General features: G+C 71.1%; 12 protein-coding genes. 8 read left to right on the top strand and 4 right to left on the bottom strand.

Annotation, left to right across the window (positions count from 1 at the left end; genetic code table 11):
* Positions 1-4 precede the first annotated feature (4 nt).
* Positions 5-484 carry a YchJ family protein gene (locus tag ABCQ75_RS05480; protein WP_345883669.1) on the bottom strand — a complete coding sequence of 160 codons (480 nt, stop codon included), beginning with the start codon at positions 482-484 and terminating at the stop codon, positions 5-7.
* Between the two features lie 148 nt (positions 485-632).
* Here ABCQ75_RS05480 and purS point away from each other — a divergent pair, with 148 nt between their 5' ends.
* The 3 genes from purS to purL are packed head-to-tail and all read left to right on the top strand — an operon-like array spanning position 633 to position 4011.
* A complete protein-coding gene (purS, locus tag ABCQ75_RS05475) occupies positions 633-893 on the top strand; it encodes a phosphoribosylformylglycinamidine synthase subunit PurS (protein ID WP_345883667.1) in 261 nt (86 codons plus the stop codon).
* Positions 890-1669: a phosphoribosylformylglycinamidine synthase subunit PurQ gene (gene purQ / locus ABCQ75_RS05470; protein WP_345883666.1), complete on the top strand. Its 780-nt coding sequence runs from the start codon at positions 890-892 to the stop codon at positions 1667-1669. Before purS ends, purQ begins: the two co-directional genes overlap by 4 nt.
* Positions 1666-4011 carry a phosphoribosylformylglycinamidine synthase subunit PurL gene (purL, locus tag ABCQ75_RS05465; protein WP_345883665.1) on the top strand — a complete coding sequence of 782 codons (2346 nt, stop codon included), beginning with the start codon at positions 1666-1668 and terminating at the stop codon, positions 4009-4011. Before purQ ends, purL begins: the two co-directional genes overlap by 4 nt.
* Positions 4012-4131: 120 nt before the next feature.
* On the opposite strand, the gene ABCQ75_RS05460 is transcribed toward purL, so the two are convergent.
* From ABCQ75_RS05460 to ABCQ75_RS05450, 3 genes are all read right to left on the bottom strand, one after another.
* Positions 4132-5160, bottom strand: coding sequence for a zinc-dependent alcohol dehydrogenase family protein (locus ABCQ75_RS05460; RefSeq protein ID WP_345883664.1), 1029 nt, complete (start codon positions 5158-5160; stop codon positions 4132-4134).
* 322 nt (positions 5161-5482) lie between these two features.
* Complete coding sequence (locus ABCQ75_RS05455) at positions 5483-6772, bottom strand: MFS transporter (protein ID WP_345883663.1); 1290 nt, start codon at positions 6770-6772, stop codon at positions 5483-5485.
* A 40-nt stretch (positions 6773-6812) separates the two neighbouring features.
* Entirely contained in the window at positions 6813-8060 is a 1248-nt protein-coding gene (locus ABCQ75_RS05450) for a M20 metallopeptidase family protein (protein WP_345883662.1), read from the bottom strand.
* A 142-nt stretch (positions 8061-8202) separates the two neighbouring features.
* On the opposite strand from ABCQ75_RS05450, the gene ABCQ75_RS05445 reads away from it, so the two are divergent.
* The 5 genes from ABCQ75_RS05445 to ABCQ75_RS05425 all read left to right on the top strand — a co-directional run bounded on the left by ABCQ75_RS05445 (position 8203) and on the right by ABCQ75_RS05425 (position 15239).
* A complete protein-coding gene (locus tag ABCQ75_RS05445; RefSeq protein WP_345883659.1) occupies positions 8203-9231 on the top strand; it encodes an AsnC family transcriptional regulator in 1029 nt (342 codons plus the stop codon).
* 37 nt (positions 9232-9268) lie between these two features.
* Positions 9269-10849: an amidohydrolase gene (locus ABCQ75_RS05440; protein ID WP_345883658.1), complete on the top strand. Its 1581-nt coding sequence runs from the start codon at positions 9269-9271 to the stop codon at positions 10847-10849.
* Positions 10850-10912: 63 nt separating this feature from the next.
* Positions 10913-11812, top strand: a complete 900-nt coding sequence (locus ABCQ75_RS05435) for a LysR family transcriptional regulator (protein ID WP_345883656.1) — start codon at positions 10913-10915, stop codon at positions 11810-11812.
* A gap of 65 nt (positions 11813-11877) precedes the next feature.
* Positions 11878-13530: an amidohydrolase gene (locus ABCQ75_RS05430; protein WP_345883654.1), complete on the top strand. Its 1653-nt coding sequence runs from the start codon at positions 11878-11880 to the stop codon at positions 13528-13530.
* Between the two features lie 59 nt (positions 13531-13589).
* Positions 13590-15239 (top strand): thiamine pyrophosphate-dependent enzyme, encoded by a 1650-nt coding sequence (locus ABCQ75_RS05425; protein ID WP_345883652.1) that lies wholly within the window; start codon positions 13590-13592, stop codon positions 15237-15239.
* Positions 15240-15261: the final 22 nt, after the last annotated feature.

Here is a 15261-nt window from a genome sequence, read left to right as displayed (position 1 = left end):
CAGTTCACGGGCCAGCGACGTCGCCGTCGACGTAGTACCAGCGCCCTCCCTCGCGCACGAACCGCGAGTGCTCGCGCATCACTCCCCGCCGCCCCCTGCCTCCGCTGGGCGCCGTGCCCGCGTCCTCGTCGACCTCGGTGTAGTGGGCCGCGAAGTCCACGGTGCCCTCCTCATCGAAGGGGCCGCCCGCCGTCGTGCGCAGGACCTCGAGGCGACGCCAGCGGGTGGCGGGGTCCAGCTCGAGGCCGGCAGGCCGTGTGGACGGGTGCCAGGTGGCGAGCAGGTACCCGACGCCGGCGCTCCCGCCCACGGCGTAGGCGCTGTAGCGCGAGCGCATGAGCGCCTCAGCGGTCGGCGCTGGCGGGGCGGCGCCCTCCGACAGCTCAGCGGAGCCGGCCCCGGAGTGGAAGCGACCGCAGCAGTGCGCGTACGTCTCGCCGGTGCCGCAGGGGCAGCGCGAGTCGGGGGCGGGAGTCACAGACATCACACTACGCGCCGGACCGGGAGCTCTCTGCCGTAGAATTGGCGGTGCAAGCTCGCGGAGCGCCTCCTGTCCAACCCCTCGGGCACGTGGCGTGAGACGGCACTCCCTTCGCTTGTCACACCAACCTCAAGCACAGGAGCGCCTTTCGATGCCGCGGATCGTTGTCGATGTCATGCCGAAACCCGAGATTCTCGACCCCCAGGGGAAGGCCATCGTCGGGGCCCTCCCGCGGCTGGGATTCACGGCCTTCGCGGGCGTCCGCCAGGGCAAGCGCTTCGAGCTCACGGTCGAGGGCGAGGTGACCGAGGAGGTCCTCGAGCAGGCCCGCAACGCGGCCGCGACGATGCTCTCCAACCCGGTGATCGAGGACGTGGTGAACGTCGAGGTCCTCGAGGACTCGCAGGCATGAGCGAGGCCCCCCTCATTGGCGATGTGACCTCGCCCGAGTCCGCTCCCCTGGCTGACGCCAGAATCGGCGTCGTGACCTTCCCCGGCACCCTTGACGACCGCGACGCCGCACGCGCCGTGCGCCTCGCGGGCGGCACGCCCGTGGCGCTGTGGCACGCGGACGACTCGGCCGACGCGCTCCGCGACGTCGACGCCGTCGTCCTCCCCGGCGGCTTCTCCTACGGCGACTACCTGCGCGCGGGCGCGATCGCTCGCTTCGCGCCCCTCATGTCGAAGATCGTCGACGCCGCGAACTCGGACGCGAAGCTCCCCGTGCTCGGCATCTGCAACGGCTTCCAGATCCTCACCGAATCCCACCTGCTCCCGGGCTCGATGATCAAGAACGACCACCTCAAGTTCATCTGCCGCGACCAGGTTCTGCGGGTCGAGAACGCCGAGACGGCGTGGACCAACCAGTACGAGGCGGGCCAGGAGATCACGGTCGTCCTCAAGAACCAGGACGGCCAGTACGTCGCCGACGAGAAGACCCTCGACGAGCTCGAGGGCGAGGGCCGGGTCGCGTTCCGCTATGTGGGCTGGAACCCCAACGGCTCCCGCCGCGGGATCGCAGGCATCACGAACGCCGCGGGCAACGTCGTCGGCCTCATGCCGCACCCCGAGCATGCCGTGGAGGCCGGGTTCGCCCCGCTCGACGGCGACACCGGCTCGTACTCGACGGACGGGCTCGGCTTCTTCACGTCCGTGCTGACCACGCTCGTCTCTGGAGGTACGAAGTGACCGGGACTGCATCGACCGCCCGCAAGTCCACCAGTGACGCCGAACGCCAGTTCAATCTGGACACGGTCGAGCACGCCGCAGGGACGCCGGACACCGACCTCCCCTGGGCCGAGCTCGGCCTGAAGCAGAACGAGTTCGACGAGATCGTCAAGCTCCTCGGCCGCCGCCCCACCGCCGCAGAGCTCGCGATGTACTCGGTCATGTGGAGCGAGCACTGCTCCTACAAGTCCTCCAAGGTGCACCTCCGCCAGTTCGGCGAGAAGCTCACCGAGGAGATGAAGAAGGACATGATGGTCGGCATCGGCGAGAACGCCGGTGTCACCGACCTGGGCGACGGCTGGGCCGTGACCTTCAAGGTCGAGTCCCACAACCACCCGTCCTTCGTCGAGCCCTACCAGGGCGCCGCGACCGGCATCGGCGGGATCGTGCGCGACATCATCTCGATGGGCGCGCGCCCCGTGGCCGTCATGGACCCGCTGCGCTTCGGCGCGATCGACCACCCGGACACGGCCCGCCTCGTGCACGGCATCGTCTCCGGCATCGGCGGCTACGGCAACTCGCTCGGCCTGCCGAACATCGGCGGCGAGGTCGTCTTCGACTCGGTCTACCAGGCCAACCCGCTCGTGAACGCCCTCGCGGTCGGCGTCCTGCGCCACGAGGACCTGCGCCTCGCGAACGCCTCGGGCGTGGGCAACAAGGTCGTCCTCTTCGGCGCCCGCACGGGCGGCGACGGGATCGGCGGCGCCTCGGTGCTCGCCTCGGAGTCCTTCGACGACACCAAGCCGTCCAAGCGCCCCGCCGTGCAGGTGGGCGACCCCTTCGCCGAGAAGGTGCTCATCGAGTGCTGCCTCGAGCTGTTCAAGGGCTCCCTCGTCGAGGGCATCCAGGACCTCGGCGCGGCCGGCATCTCGTGCGCCACCTCCGAGCTCGCGTCCAACGGCGAGGGCGGCATGCAGGTCGAGCTGACCTCGGTCCTGCTCCGCGACCCCACCCTGACCCCGGGCGAGATCCTCATGTCCGAGTCTCAGGAGCGCATGATGGCGATCGTGCGCCCCGAGAACGTCGAGGCGTTCGAGAAGGTCATGGAGAAGTGGGCCGTCGAGTTCTCGTGGCTCGGCGAGGTCACGGACACGGGCCGGCTCGTCATCACGTGGGACGGCGAGACCATCGTCGACGTCGACCCCCGCACCGTGGCCCACGAGGGCCCGGTCTACAACCGCCCGTACCACCGCCCCGAGTGGCTCGACGGCGTCCAGGCGGACACCTTCCGCGCCTCCGACGCCGGCAAGGACCTCCCATCCACGGGCGAGGAGCTCAAGGCCGCGGTCGTCGAGCTCATGGCGAGCCCGAACATGTGCGACAAGTCCTGGATCACGAAGCAGTACGACCACTACGTGGGCGGCAACACCGCCCTGGCGTCCCCCGACGACGCCGGCGTGGTCCGCGTCGACGAGGAGACCGGCATGGGCGTGGGCCTCTCGACCGATGCCAATGGCCGCTACGCCTACCTCGACCCGTACACGGGCGCGCAGCTGGCCCTCGCGGAGTCCTACCGCAACGTCGCCACCTCGGGCGCCGTACCGATGGCCGTGACCGACTGCCTCAACTTCGGCTCCCCCGAGGACCCGGAGGTCATGTGGCAGTTCGCCGAGGCCGTCCGCGGCCTCGCCGACGCGTGCCAGGTGCTCGGCATCCCGGTGACCGGCGGCAATGTCTCGCTCTACAACCAGACGGGCACCACCGCGATCCACCCCACCCCCGTGGTCGGCGTGCTCGGCAAGTTCGACGACGTCGCCCGCCGCACGCCGTCGGGCTGGAACAGGACCGCGGACGGGCAGGCGATCTACCTGCTCGGCACGACGCGCGACGAGCTGGACGGCTCCGAGTTCGCGAACCTGCGAGGCCACCTCGGCGGCCTCCCGCCGGAGCTGGACCTCGAGGCGGAGAAGACGCTCGGCGCGATCCTCATCAACGCCTCACGTGACGGCATGGTCGACGCCGCGCACGACCTCTCCGAGGGCGGCCTCGCCGCCGGTCTGGCCGAGATGGCACTGCGCTTCGGCGTGGGCGCCCGGGTCTCGCTCGAGGAGCTGTGCGAGCGTGACGGCATCGACGCGTTCACGGCGCTCTTCTCGGAGTCGCAGGGCCGCGCGGTGGTCGCGGTGCCGCGCTCCGAGGAGGTCCGCTTCAACGACATGGCGACGGCCCGGAACTACCCGGTGGTCCGCCTCGGCGTGGTGGACGTCCTCGCGACGTCCCTCGACGTCCAGGGCCAGTTCGAGCTGCCGCTCGCCGAGCTGCGCGAGGCCCACGAGGCCACGCTGCCGAAGCACTTGGGCTGACGCCGGAAGGACGTCCCCGCAGCCCTCAGGAGACCCCGCACTCCGGACGGAAGCCCACGCCACGGCGCGTGGTTCCTGTCCGGGAGGCGGGGTCTTCCCGTCGCCGCGGCGTGGGCCCGGTCAGCGGGCGCCGACCTCGAGGACCGCGGCGCCGGTGATCCTGTCCGCCGCGAGGTCCGCGAGCGCCCGGTCCGCGGCGTCGAAGGGGTACGCGACCGTCGTCGTGCGCACGGGGATCTGGGCGGCGAGGCGGAGGAACTCCTCGCCGTCCGCCCGGGTGTTGGCGGTGACGCTGCGCAGCTGCCGCTCCTGGAAGAGGTGGACCTGGTAGTCCAGCGGAGGGATGCCGCTGAGGTGGATGCCGGCGACGGCGAGGGTCCCGCCCCGGTCCAGCGCGGCCAGGGCGGGCGGGACGAGCGTTCCGACGGGCGCGAAGAGGATCGCCGAGTCGAGCTTCTCGGGCGGCTCCTCATCGGCAGCGCCGGCCCACGCGGCGCCGAGGCTGAGGGCGAGCTCCCGCGCCTCCGGTGCGCGGGTCATCACATAGACGGTCGCACCGAGGTGGAGTGCGAGCTGCGCCGTGATGTGTGCGCTGCCGCCGAACCCGTAGATGCCGAGCCGCCCGCCCGCGGGCACCTCGGCGCGCTTGAGCGCCCTGTAGCCGATGATCCCGGCGCACAGGAGGGGCGCGGCCTCGCGGTCGCCGAACGCCTCGGGGATGCTGTAGGCGAAGGCCTCGGGCACGACGGCGAGCTCCGCGTACCCGCCGTCGTCGTCCCACCCCGTGAACTGGGGTGCTTGGCAGAGGTTCTCCCGACCCGAGCGGCAGAAGCGGCAGGCGCCGCACGTGCCGCGCAGCCAGGGGATGCCGATGCGCTCCCCCGGCCCGAAGCGGGACGCACCGGGCCCTACAGCCTCGACCGTTCCGACCACCTCGTGGCCGGGGACAACGCCGTGGCGCCTCGGGGCGAGGTCGCCCTCGGCCAGATGGAGGTCCGTGCGGCACACCCCGCATACCGAGACCCGGACGAGCACCTCGCCGCGCGCGGGCACGGGATCGGGCCGCCGGCCGAAGACCAGCGGCCCGCCGTCCCCGGACCCGGACGGCCCTCCCGCAGGGCCCGGGACGTCCACCCACCACGCGCGCATGGCGTCATTGTGCGCCCGCGCCGTCCCGGGCGGGCAGAGGCCTTGGTCAGGCGGTTCCGCTCCTGCCCTCCGAGGAGAGCGGCTCCCCGGCCAGGAGCCTCTCGACCCCTCCCTGCGCACCGTGACGCCTCACTGGGGCGAGGACCACGAACGAGGAGGCGATGGAGACGGCCGCGATGGCCCCAGGAGGAGTGCCGGTCCCACGAGCGGTCCCCCGAGGCCGCAGGCATGGCCGTCGCCAGAAGCGGCGTGAATCCGGCGATGATGAGGCGCATCCCTGGGTCTCCGGAGAGGCCAGATCCCTCGCGAGCAGCATTCCGTCTCATGCGCGCAGGTCCCTGCCCTTCGTCTCGGGGAGGCGGGAGGCGACCGCCGTGGAGATCGCGAGCAGCAGAATGACATAGGCGGCGAAGACGCCCGGCCCGAAGGCCGCGTTGGCCCACGGCTGCAGGTATGGCGCGGTGCCGCCGAAGACGGCCACGGCAACCGAGTACGGGACGGCGACGCCTACGGTGCGGATGCGGGTCGGGAAGAGCTCCGCCATGAGTGCCGGGCTGCTCGCCAGCACCGCGCCCATGAAGACGAGGATGACGGTCGCCGGGACGAAGACCGAGAGGAACGTTCCGCCGACCATGCTGCTGAGGGGGATGAAGAGCAGCATCGGGACTCCGGTGCCGATCATCGCGGCCGGACGGCGTCCGAACCGGTCAGAGAAGATCCCCCAGAAGGGCAGCGTCGCCACAAGCACCAGATTCGACGCAACGGAGGCCATGAGGGCGAGGGTGGGATCCATCCGGTGCACCACGACCGCCTGCTGGACCACGGAGACACTCCACACGTAGTAGCAGACCGTCGCGCCGACGCTGAGGCCGACGACACGGAGGGCACTGCGCCAGTTGTCCCGAATGGCCGTCCACAGCTGCTCGCGGCTTCCCGCCGCCGCGTGCGAGAACACTTCGGTCTCGGGCATACGGGAGCGGGCGATGAGCGTGTACAGCCCCAGGGCGGCGCCGATCACGAACGGCAGGCGCCAGCCCCACGCAGCCATCTCCGCCTTCGGCAGGATCAGCCCTAGGAGCACGCCGAGCAGCAGCCCAGCGCAGATGCCGAGGGTGCCCGAGAAGTAGATGAGTGAGGACCAGAGCCCACGGCGTTCCTTCGGCGCCATTTCCGAGAGGTAGGTCTGCGCCGAAGGGGCTTCTCCGCCATGGGCGAGTCCCTGGATCAGCCGGGCCGCCAGCAGGACCACCGCGGCGAGCACCCCGGCGGTCTGATAGGTGGGAACGATCGCGATGAGGAGGGACCCCACCGAGGCGAGGGCCACCGTCAGGAGCATCGTGGCCCTGCGGCCACGCCGGTCCGCGAGGGCGCCGAAGAGCCAGCCGCCCACGGGACGGGCGATGAAGCCGACCGCGAAGATCGCCATAGCCCCGAGGAGCGCGGCGAGAGGGTCCTGGGGGTTGAACACCTGGGGCGCGAAGAAGATGGCGAACGAGGAATAGATGCCCCAGTCGAACCACTCGAGCGCGTTGCCGAGTCCGGTGGCGAGGAGCGTGCGGCGCTGGTCCGCGGTGGCGCGCGGCGGCGCTGTGAGGGCTGGAGGTGCTGTCATGTGTGGGGTCCTTGGGGAGGGGAAGCAGGGCTTGCCTGGTTCAGTTGGAGGCAGATCGGGCGAGCCGGTTCACGGCGAGCTGGGTGTAGACGGCCGTGCCGTCAGCGAGGACGGAGTCGTCGAACGCGGCGCGTGGGGAGTGGTTGAACGCCGTCGGGCCCTCGGCGCCGCGGGGTGTCGCGTCGAGGCAGATGAACGAGCCGGGGACCTGGGCGAGGACGTCGGCGAAATCCTCGGAGCCGCCGAGGGGGGCTGCCATGCGGAAATGCCGGGCTTCGCCGAGAAGGTCGGCGATCTGGCCGGAGGCGAAGTCGGTTTCGGCCTCGTCCGTCACGGTGACTCGACCGCCGACGTGGTAGGTGATGTCCACGTCGACGCCGTGGGCGGAGGCGATGCCCTCGAGCAGCCGGCGGATCGCGGACTGGAGCCGGGTGCGGGACTCGGCGGAGTACATGCGCAGGGACGCCCCGAATTCGGCGGTGTCCGGGATGACGTTGATCGCTTCGCCTGCCTTCACCATCCCCACGCCCACCACCACGGGGTCGTGGGCGCTGAATTGGCGCGTGACCATGGCCTGCAGGGCCGTGATCATCTCGGCGAGCACTGGAACCGGGTCTTTGGCCAGGTGCGGGGCAGAGCCGTGTCCGCCCTGCCCCATGACCTTGACGAACAGGGCGTCCGCGGCGCTCATCATGACGCCGGGCTTGGTCTCGAATCGCCCCGTGTTGCCGCCGGCGCTGAACACATGCAGGCCGAAGGCGGCGTCTGCCCTTCTTCCGGCGAGGTCGAGGATCCCTTCCTCGATCATCATCGGCGCACCGGCCAAGAGCTCCTCCGCGGGCTGGAACATGAAGACGACGTCGCCGGCAAGGCTCTCGCGGCGCTCCGCCAGGAGTCGCGCTGCCCCCACGAGCATCGAGGTGTGGAGGTCGTGGCCGCAGGCGTGCATGCTGCCGGGATTACGAGATGCGAAGTGGAGGCCGGTCTCCTCCTGGACCGGCAGGGCATCCATGTCCGCGCGCAGGAGGACGACTGGCCGGTCGGCGCTGCTGTCCACAGGTCCGCGACGCGGTGAAGAGCCCCCTCTCCCGCGGAGGACGGCCCCCACCGAGCTGAGCCCCTTGCCCAGGGTGATCTCGAGTGGCAGATCCGACAGGGCCTCGAGGACCTTCTCCTGGGTCCGCGGAAGCTGCAGCCCCAGCTCGGGTTCCCGGTGGAGGGCGTGCCTGAGCTGGACGAGGTCTCTCTCGAGCTCGCGCGCGTCCTCGAGCACGGACGTCGTGGCCATACGGTGTTCCTCCTGCTCCCGGACGCTGTGGTCCAGATCTCAACGGTCAGGGTCTTGGTTTCGAGTGTGAGGTAGCGACGCCAAACCGCCGTAGAATCGATAGAAATCTTCATCACCGAAGGGAGGTATGGGAGAAATCGTCATGGAGACTCTCGGCGAGAAGGACCTCGCGCTCGTCAACGCCGTGCAGATCGCGCCGCGTGCACCGTGGGCACAGCTCGGTGAGATCATCGACGCCAGCCCCCCTGCGCTCGCCTCGCGTTGGGAGCGCCTCAGGTCACGCGGGCTCGTGTGGGTGACGGCGCAGCACACCGGCAGGGCCACCCACCAGGTGCTCAGCTTCAGCGAGCTCCTGTGCCGGCCCGCGCAGCGTCCCGAGATCATCGAGCGACTCATGGAGACGCCCCACGTCCTCTCGATCGACGTATTCTCGCACCGTCAGGCGCTCGCCCTGACCTTGGCCGCTCCCTCCATGGCGCGGCTCGTGGGCGATGTCCTCGACCCGCTCCTGGGCCTCGAGGGAGTGACCGACCTCGAGTCGATGGTCTCACTCGGCATGCATGTGACCGCACAGAACTGGCGGCTGAGCCACCTCGATCGACGCCAGGCCGATGCCCTCCGCTCGATCGACCGGAGACAGCGGTCGGAAGAGCTGCGTGCGGGACTGGGGCCCGAGCATGGCCCCGTCATCGCCCTCCTCCAGCGGGACGGCCGGATCTCCGCCTCCGAAGTGGCGCGCGTCCTCGGGCTGAGCCACGCGACGGCACGGCGGCGCCTCGCCCGCGTGCTCTCCTCGGAGGGCTTCACCCTGCGCTGCGACATGGCCCAAGGCGCGAGCGGCTTCCCGATCACGGTCCAGTGGTTCGGCAGGCTCCCAGCAGCCGACCACGCGGCGGCGGCCCAGCGGCTCGCCGCGCAGAGCTCACGTCTGCGGCTCGTCGCATCGGTGACAGGGCCGAGGAACTTCCTCGTCGCGATGTGGCTCCCCTCGGTCAACGACATCCTCGCTGCCGAGAAGGCCCTCACCGCCGCGGTGCCCGGCCTCGAGATCGGCGAGAGCGCCATCATGATGCGGCCCTACAAGCGCCTCGGGTGGGAGATCCGGGCAGACTCCTCGGCGTCCGGCCGCCTCGTTCCCCCTCCCTCGCTGGTAGAGGACGGCGGCACGTGACGTAGGGTGACCTCGATCCCTCCCCCGAAAGGCGCCGATGTCCAGCATCCTCTTCACCGATGCCAACTTCCGCACGCTCGATCCTCTCTGCCCTTCGGCCGAGGCCCTACTCGCCCAGCAGGGTCGCGTCGTCGCAACGGGCAGCGTCGCGGAGCTGCGGGAGCGGGCCCCGCAGGGCACTGCCGAGGTCGCACTGGGAGGCGGGACGGCCGTGCCCGGTTTCACGGACGCCCACATTCACACCGCCTCGCTGGCCCGCGCCCTGCACTCGGTCGCGCTCCACAGCGTGGTCCGCCTCGAGGAAGCCCTGGCCCGGCTCGAGGAGCACCTCGCCGGGACAGCGGACCGCGGCTGGGTCTTCGGCGGCTGGTGGGACTGCAACCGATGGGCCGTCCCGGTACAGCCGGACCGCCACAGCCTCGACTCGGTGTGCTCTGACCGGCCGGTCGCCCTCACGAGCGCGGACGGCCACACGGTGTGGTGCAACACTCTCGGCCTGCGGCGGCTCGGCATCGACGCGACGACCCCTGATCCCGCCGGCGGCGAGTATGTGCGCGATGCCTCAGGGGAGCCAACCGGCATCCTGCGGGAGTCGGCCGTCTTCCCGGTCCGCGCGCTGGAGGCGCAGGAGGGCGCCGCGTCCCTGCCGGCACAGATCGCGTCGGTGCAGAAGCTACTGCTGGCCAACGGCGTCACGAGCGTGCACGACATCGACGGGCCCGACGCCCTCGAGGCCTACCGGGCTCTCCGGGCCGAGGGCCGCCTCGCCGTGCGGCTGAACAAGCTCATCCGCATCGAGGACCTGGACACGGCCATCGCAGAGGGGGCCCGCACCGGCGAGGGCGACGAGTGGATCCGGACCGGGGCCGTCAAGATCTTCTCGGACGGCGCGGCCGGCTCCCACACCTGCCACATGAGCGAGCACTTCCCGGGGGACGAGGGCGACTTCGGGATCGAGGTCACGCCCTACCGCGAGCTGGTCAGGCTGACAGGCAGGGCGGTGGCGGCCGGGCTGGCCGTCGCCGTCCACGCGATCGGCGACCGCGCCAACCAGCTGGTGCTCGAGGCACTCTCGGAACTGCGGGACGTGACTGCGCGCCACGGGCTACGGCATCGGATCGAGCACGCGCAGTTCCTCCGGCCCTCCGACGTCCCCCGGTTCGCCGAGCTCGGCGTGATCGCCTCGATGCAGCCGCAGCACTGCCCGTCGGACTACCAGCTCCGCTCGCTGCTGGAGGGGCGCGGCCTCGCGGCCTACGCATGGCGCAGCCTCCTCGACGCCGGGGCAGTGCTCGCCTTCGGCTCGGATGCGCCCGTCGAGGAGCCCAGGCCCCTGCTGGGCCTGCACGCCGCAGTCACCCGCTCGACGCCGGCCGGGGTGCCTTCCGGGGGCTGGGACCGCCATGAGCGGATCACCGCAGAGGAGGCGCTGCTGGCCTACACGGTCGGAGCTGCCTGGGCCTCCGGAGAAGAGAAGACGAAGGGCCGCCTCGGGCCCGGCATGCTCGCTGACTTCGCGGTCATTGACGTCGATCCGCTCGCTTGCGCGCCAGACGCCTTGGCCACGGCGGGAGTGACGCGCACGGTGGTGGACGGCGTCGTCCGCCACAGCGCGTGAGCCACCTAAGCCCCCGCCCGCTGATGCCAGGGTCCGCCCGGGCCGCAGTGCATCATTGACGGCATGAACTTCCGCCGACTCCAGTACTTTCTGGCAGTGGTCGACGCCGGGACCGTCACTGCGGCAGCCGAGACGCTCCTCATCGCCCAGCCAGCCCTGAGCCGCCAGATCAAAACACTCGAGCGGGAGCTCCGGCTCGCGCTGTTCGAGCCGCAGGGCAACCGGCTGGTGCTCACCTCGGCCGGTCGGGCCCTCGTGCCGGTGGCGCGGCGGCTCATGGTCGAGACGAGGGGTTTCGAGGAGGCCGCTGCGGCGCTGCGCACCGGCAGGGTCGAGCAACTCGTGGCAGCCACGACGAGCGCGTCCCTGCGCGGGTTCCTCGCGCCCTTCATTGCGACCACGAGCCCCGACGACCCCCGGATCATCCCGCGCGAGGTGGCCCATTTCGAGATGTCGGGCTCGCTGCGTCAGGGCTGTGACTTCGCGATCTCGCCGGCAGCCCCGGAAGGGCCTTTGCGCAGCGTCCCGCTCGGGCGCGTGGCGCTCAAGGCGTATGTGGCGCCGGACCACCCTTGGGCCGACCGCAAGGAGATCAGCCTCCCAGCCCTCGGCTCCGAGCACGTCATCCTCCCCAGCCACCACAGTGTGAGCCGGTACATCCTCGACGAGGCCCTCTCCCGCGAGGGGACCGGGCTCGAACGGGTCACTGAGTGCGACGACGGTCAGACGATCATGGCCCTCGCGGCAGCGGGACATGGCATCGGGATCACTACCGACCAGCCGCTCTATGGCGCCCGTCCAGTGCGGCTCCTCGGCGCAGGCGGATCCCCCCTCGACCTGGGCCTGCACGTGGCCTGGCTCCCGGGCCATTTCGCAGAGGACACGATTTCTGGAATCGCGGCCCGCCTTCGCGGCTTCCTCCGCGAGGCAGGGGCCGTCATCCCCGCGGGTGCCATGCCATAAGGGTATTGATGGTGTGCTAAATATGCATTAGACAGCATGAAGCCAGTCTCCGCACACTGGGGAGCATGCTCTTCGACGCCCTCTTCGCGAACGGCCAGTTCCGCACCCAGGACCCGGCACGCCCCCTCGCCGGGGCCATCGGCGTGCACGCCGGTCGCATCATCTCGCTCGACGACGAGCTCGGACCAGAAAGCTTCCGCACGGTGCACGACCTGGGCGGAGCGACAGCCGTCCCCGGCTTCAACGACGCCCACTACCACCTCAGCCACGTGGGCCAGGCAGACCTCCAGCTCGATCTGCGTCCCGCCGTCGCGCCCTCCCTTGATGCGCTGCTCGCCGCGGTGAGCCGGGCCGCGGCTGCCGCGGACCCGCACGCCTGGGTCATCGGCTCGGGCTACGACCAGAACCGCCTCGGCGCGCATCCCACGGCCGAGCAGCTCGACTCCGTCTCCCACGGCCGGCCTGTGTACCTGATCCACAGCTCCCGCCACATGGGTGTGGCGAACACCCGCGCCTTCGAGCTCGCGGGCTTCCCGGGGCGGCGCGGGATCGTGGCACCCGACGGCGGGGCCGCACCTGCCGCCCCGGACGGCCGCGCGGTCGGGCTGCTCCAGGAGACCGCGCGCGCCCTCGTCATGGAGGCGATTCCGGGACCGTCCGCCGCGGACGTCGCCGACTACGTCGCCGCCGGCTCGCGGGCCGCCCTCGCGGTAGGTCTGACCTCCGTCACCGAGCCTGGCCTCGGCGCGCCTGAGGGCATCGGCATGTCCCGCTGGGACCTCGCCGGCTACCAGCTCGCGCGGGACCAAGGCCGCCTCGGCGTCCGCGCCACCGTCATGCCCTACCTCACCACCCTGCACCGGATCGACGGCGCCGAGACGGAAGGGCATCCACACTACGGCCTCGATCTCGGGACGCGCACGGGTCTCGGGGACGACCTGCTCCGGGTCGGGCCGGTCAAGGTCCTCTCCGACGGCTCGCTCATCGGCCGCAGCGCCTACATGCTCAGCGAGTACGAGGCGGACGCCCTCGAGGGCAGCCACAACCACGGGATGCTCCAGTTCGCGGAAGAGGAGCTGCGCGAGCGGCTCATCGGCGCCCATCTCGCCGGATGGCAGCTCGCGGTGCACGCGATCGGCGACGCGGCGCTCGATGTCGCGATGGACATCATCGAGGCCGCACACGCGGCAGCGCCGCGGGCCGACGCCCGCCACAGGATCGAGCACCTCTCCGTTGCCTCGGACGCACAGATCGCGCGGGTAGCCCGCCTCGGCATCGTGCCCGTCCCCCAAGGCAGGTTCGTGAGCGAGCTGGGTGACGGTGTGCTGCGCGCGCTCGGGCCCGAGCGCGCCCGGCTCGCCTACCGGGTGAGATCGCTGCTCGATGCCGGCATCGAGTTGCCGGCATCGACCGATGCGCCGGTCGTGGATGGCAGCCCGCTCCTGAACATCCACGACCTCGTCAACCGCCGCACGGCGGCGGGCGCCGAGTTCGGCCCGGACGAGCGGATCACGGTCGCCCAGGCGGTCCGCGCGTCGACAGTCGGCAGCGCCTACGCGAGCCACGACGAGACGCGCAAGGGCACGCTCGCCCGCGGAATGCTCGCCGACTTCGCGGTCCTGTCACAGGACCTCTACACGATCCCCGCCCAGGAGATCGCCGAGACCGAGGTGAGGGCGACCGTCGTCGCCGGCCGCATCGCCTACGGCGACCTCTGACCCCCCGCCCCACCCGTCCGTCGGCCACGCCGACAGGGCCGCAGATCCCAAGGAGCCCCATGCCCACCCCGAACCACGCTGGCCAGGCCATCGTCGACTCCCTCGCCAGGCACGGCGTCAAGCGCGTCTTCGCCGTTCCCGGCGAGTCCTACCTCGCCGTCCTCGACGGGCTCCACGGAGCAGATATCGAGACCGTGGTCGCGCGTCAGGAGGGCGGGGCCGCCTACATGGCTGAAGCCCACGGGAAGTTCACGGGTGAGCCCGGAGTGGCGATGGTGACCCGCGGCCCGGGCGCAGCCAACGCCTACGTGGCCGTCCACTCGGCGTGGCAGGACGGGACGCCGATGGTCCTGTTCGTCGGCCTCGTTCCCATCGCGGACCGGATGCGTGAGTCCTTCCAGGAATTCGACCCTGCCGCCTGGTTCGGCACCCAGGCCAAGCGCGTGCTCGTCCTCGACGAGGCCTCGAGGGCCTCCGAGATCGTGGCTGAGGCCTTCTTCGCCGCGAAGTCCGGACGCCCCGGCCCTGTCATCGTCGGCCTGCCCGAGGACGTCATCACGCACGAGTTCAGCGGCTCACTTGTCCACCCCATCCCGGTCGCCGAGGGGGCGCTGTCCGCCCGGGAGCTCGAGGCGATCACGACGGCGCTGGCCGGCGCCGAGAAGCCGCTCATCTACGTGGGCGGCCAGCGCTGGACCCCCGAGGCTGCGGCTGCCGTGACCCGGTTCGCCGAGGCCAACGGCATTCCGGTCGCCCAAGACTGGCACGCCTCCGACCGCGTCCCGTTCTCCTCGCCGGTCAACGTCGGATCGCTCGGCTATGGCCGCTCCGCGGTAGCCGCGAAGATGTTCGACGAGGCCGACGTCCTCGTCGCCGTCGGCGCCCTCCCGACCGATGTACCGACCGACGGCTTCACCCTCCGCCAGCGGCCCGACGCCGTGAACTTCCTCGTCTCGATCGACACGACCCTGCGCGGCCGCTCCGGCGCAGTGACGGACCATGCCGTCGCGTCGCCCGTCGCGTTCGCCGAGGCGGTCGAGCGCGTGCAACTCGGCCGGGCTGCCGCGTGGGACGCATGGCGGGCCGAGGGCCACGAAGCCCATCTGGCTCTCGCCACGATCGGCGACGACGAGACCCTCCCTGCCACGGCCGAAGGCACCGCGCACATGTCGGTGGTCATCGGCGAGCTGCTCGGGCACCTCCCGGCTGACACGGTCACCACTCTCGGCGCCGGCAACCACACGGCGTGGGCCCAGTGGTTCGTCCCGACCGAGGTCTTCCCCTCCCAGCTGGCCACGCGCAACGGCTCGATGGGCTACTCGATCCCGTCCGCCGTCGCGGCCTCGCTCGAGAGCCCGGAGCGCCTCATCGTGTCCGTGTGCGGCGATGGCGAGTTCCTCATGAACGGCCAGGAGATGGCCACGGCCGTCCAGTACGGCGCCGCAATGCTCGTGATCGTCATGGACAATGGCCAGTTCGCGACCATCCGCGACCACCAGGAGCACCACTTCCCGGGCCGCGTTTCCGGCACGCAGCTGTCCAACCCGGACTTCGCCGGCTTCGCCCGGGCATTCGGCGGCCACGGCGAGACGGTGACGAGCGACGACCAGGCCGCGGGCGCCGTCGAGCGCGCCCTCAAGGCCGTGACGGAGCAGCGCAAGCCTGCGCTCATCCACGTCGTCACCGACCAGGCCATCAACCTCCCGTAACACCGACCCGGCCACTCGAAGG

This window comes from Sinomonas halotolerans, assembly GCF_039615075.1.
Classification (GTDB): domain Bacteria; phylum Actinomycetota; class Actinomycetes; order Actinomycetales; family Micrococcaceae; genus Sinomonas; species Sinomonas halotolerans.
The sequence above is the reverse complement of the archived record's forward strand: the minus strand, read 5'-3'. Positions and strand labels throughout refer to the sequence as shown.

Coding starts and splice junctions, on each gene's coding strand:
- ABCQ75_RS05435 (WP_345883656.1), top strand. CDS start 10,913: ATGAACTTCCGCCGACTCCAGTACTTTCTGGCAGTGGTCGACGCCGGG.
- ABCQ75_RS05480 (WP_345883669.1), bottom strand. CDS start 484: ATGTCTGTGACTCCCGCCCCCGACTCGCGCTGCCCCTGCGGCACCGGC.
- ABCQ75_RS05460 (WP_345883664.1), bottom strand. CDS start 5,160: ATGCGCGCGTGGTGGGTGGACGTCCCGGGCCCTGCGGGAGGGCCGTCC.
- ABCQ75_RS05455 (WP_345883663.1), bottom strand. CDS start 6,772: ATGACAGCACCTCCAGCCCTCACAGCGCCGCCGCGCGCCACCGCGGAC.
- ABCQ75_RS05425 (WP_345883652.1), top strand. CDS start 13,590: ATGCCCACCCCGAACCACGCTGGCCAGGCCATCGTCGACTCCCTCGCC.
- purS (WP_345883667.1), top strand. CDS start 633: ATGCCGCGGATCGTTGTCGATGTCATGCCGAAACCCGAGATTCTCGAC.
- ABCQ75_RS05450 (WP_345883662.1), bottom strand. CDS start 8,060: ATGGCCACGACGTCCGTGCTCGAGGACGCGCGCGAGCTCGAGAGAGAC.
- purQ (WP_345883666.1), top strand. CDS start 890: ATGAGCGAGGCCCCCCTCATTGGCGATGTGACCTCGCCCGAGTCCGCT.
- ABCQ75_RS05445 (WP_345883659.1), top strand. CDS start 8,203: ATGGAGACTCTCGGCGAGAAGGACCTCGCGCTCGTCAACGCCGTGCAG.
- ABCQ75_RS05430 (WP_345883654.1), top strand. CDS start 11,878: ATGCTCTTCGACGCCCTCTTCGCGAACGGCCAGTTCCGCACCCAGGAC.
- ABCQ75_RS05440 (WP_345883658.1), top strand. CDS start 9,269: ATGTCCAGCATCCTCTTCACCGATGCCAACTTCCGCACGCTCGATCCT.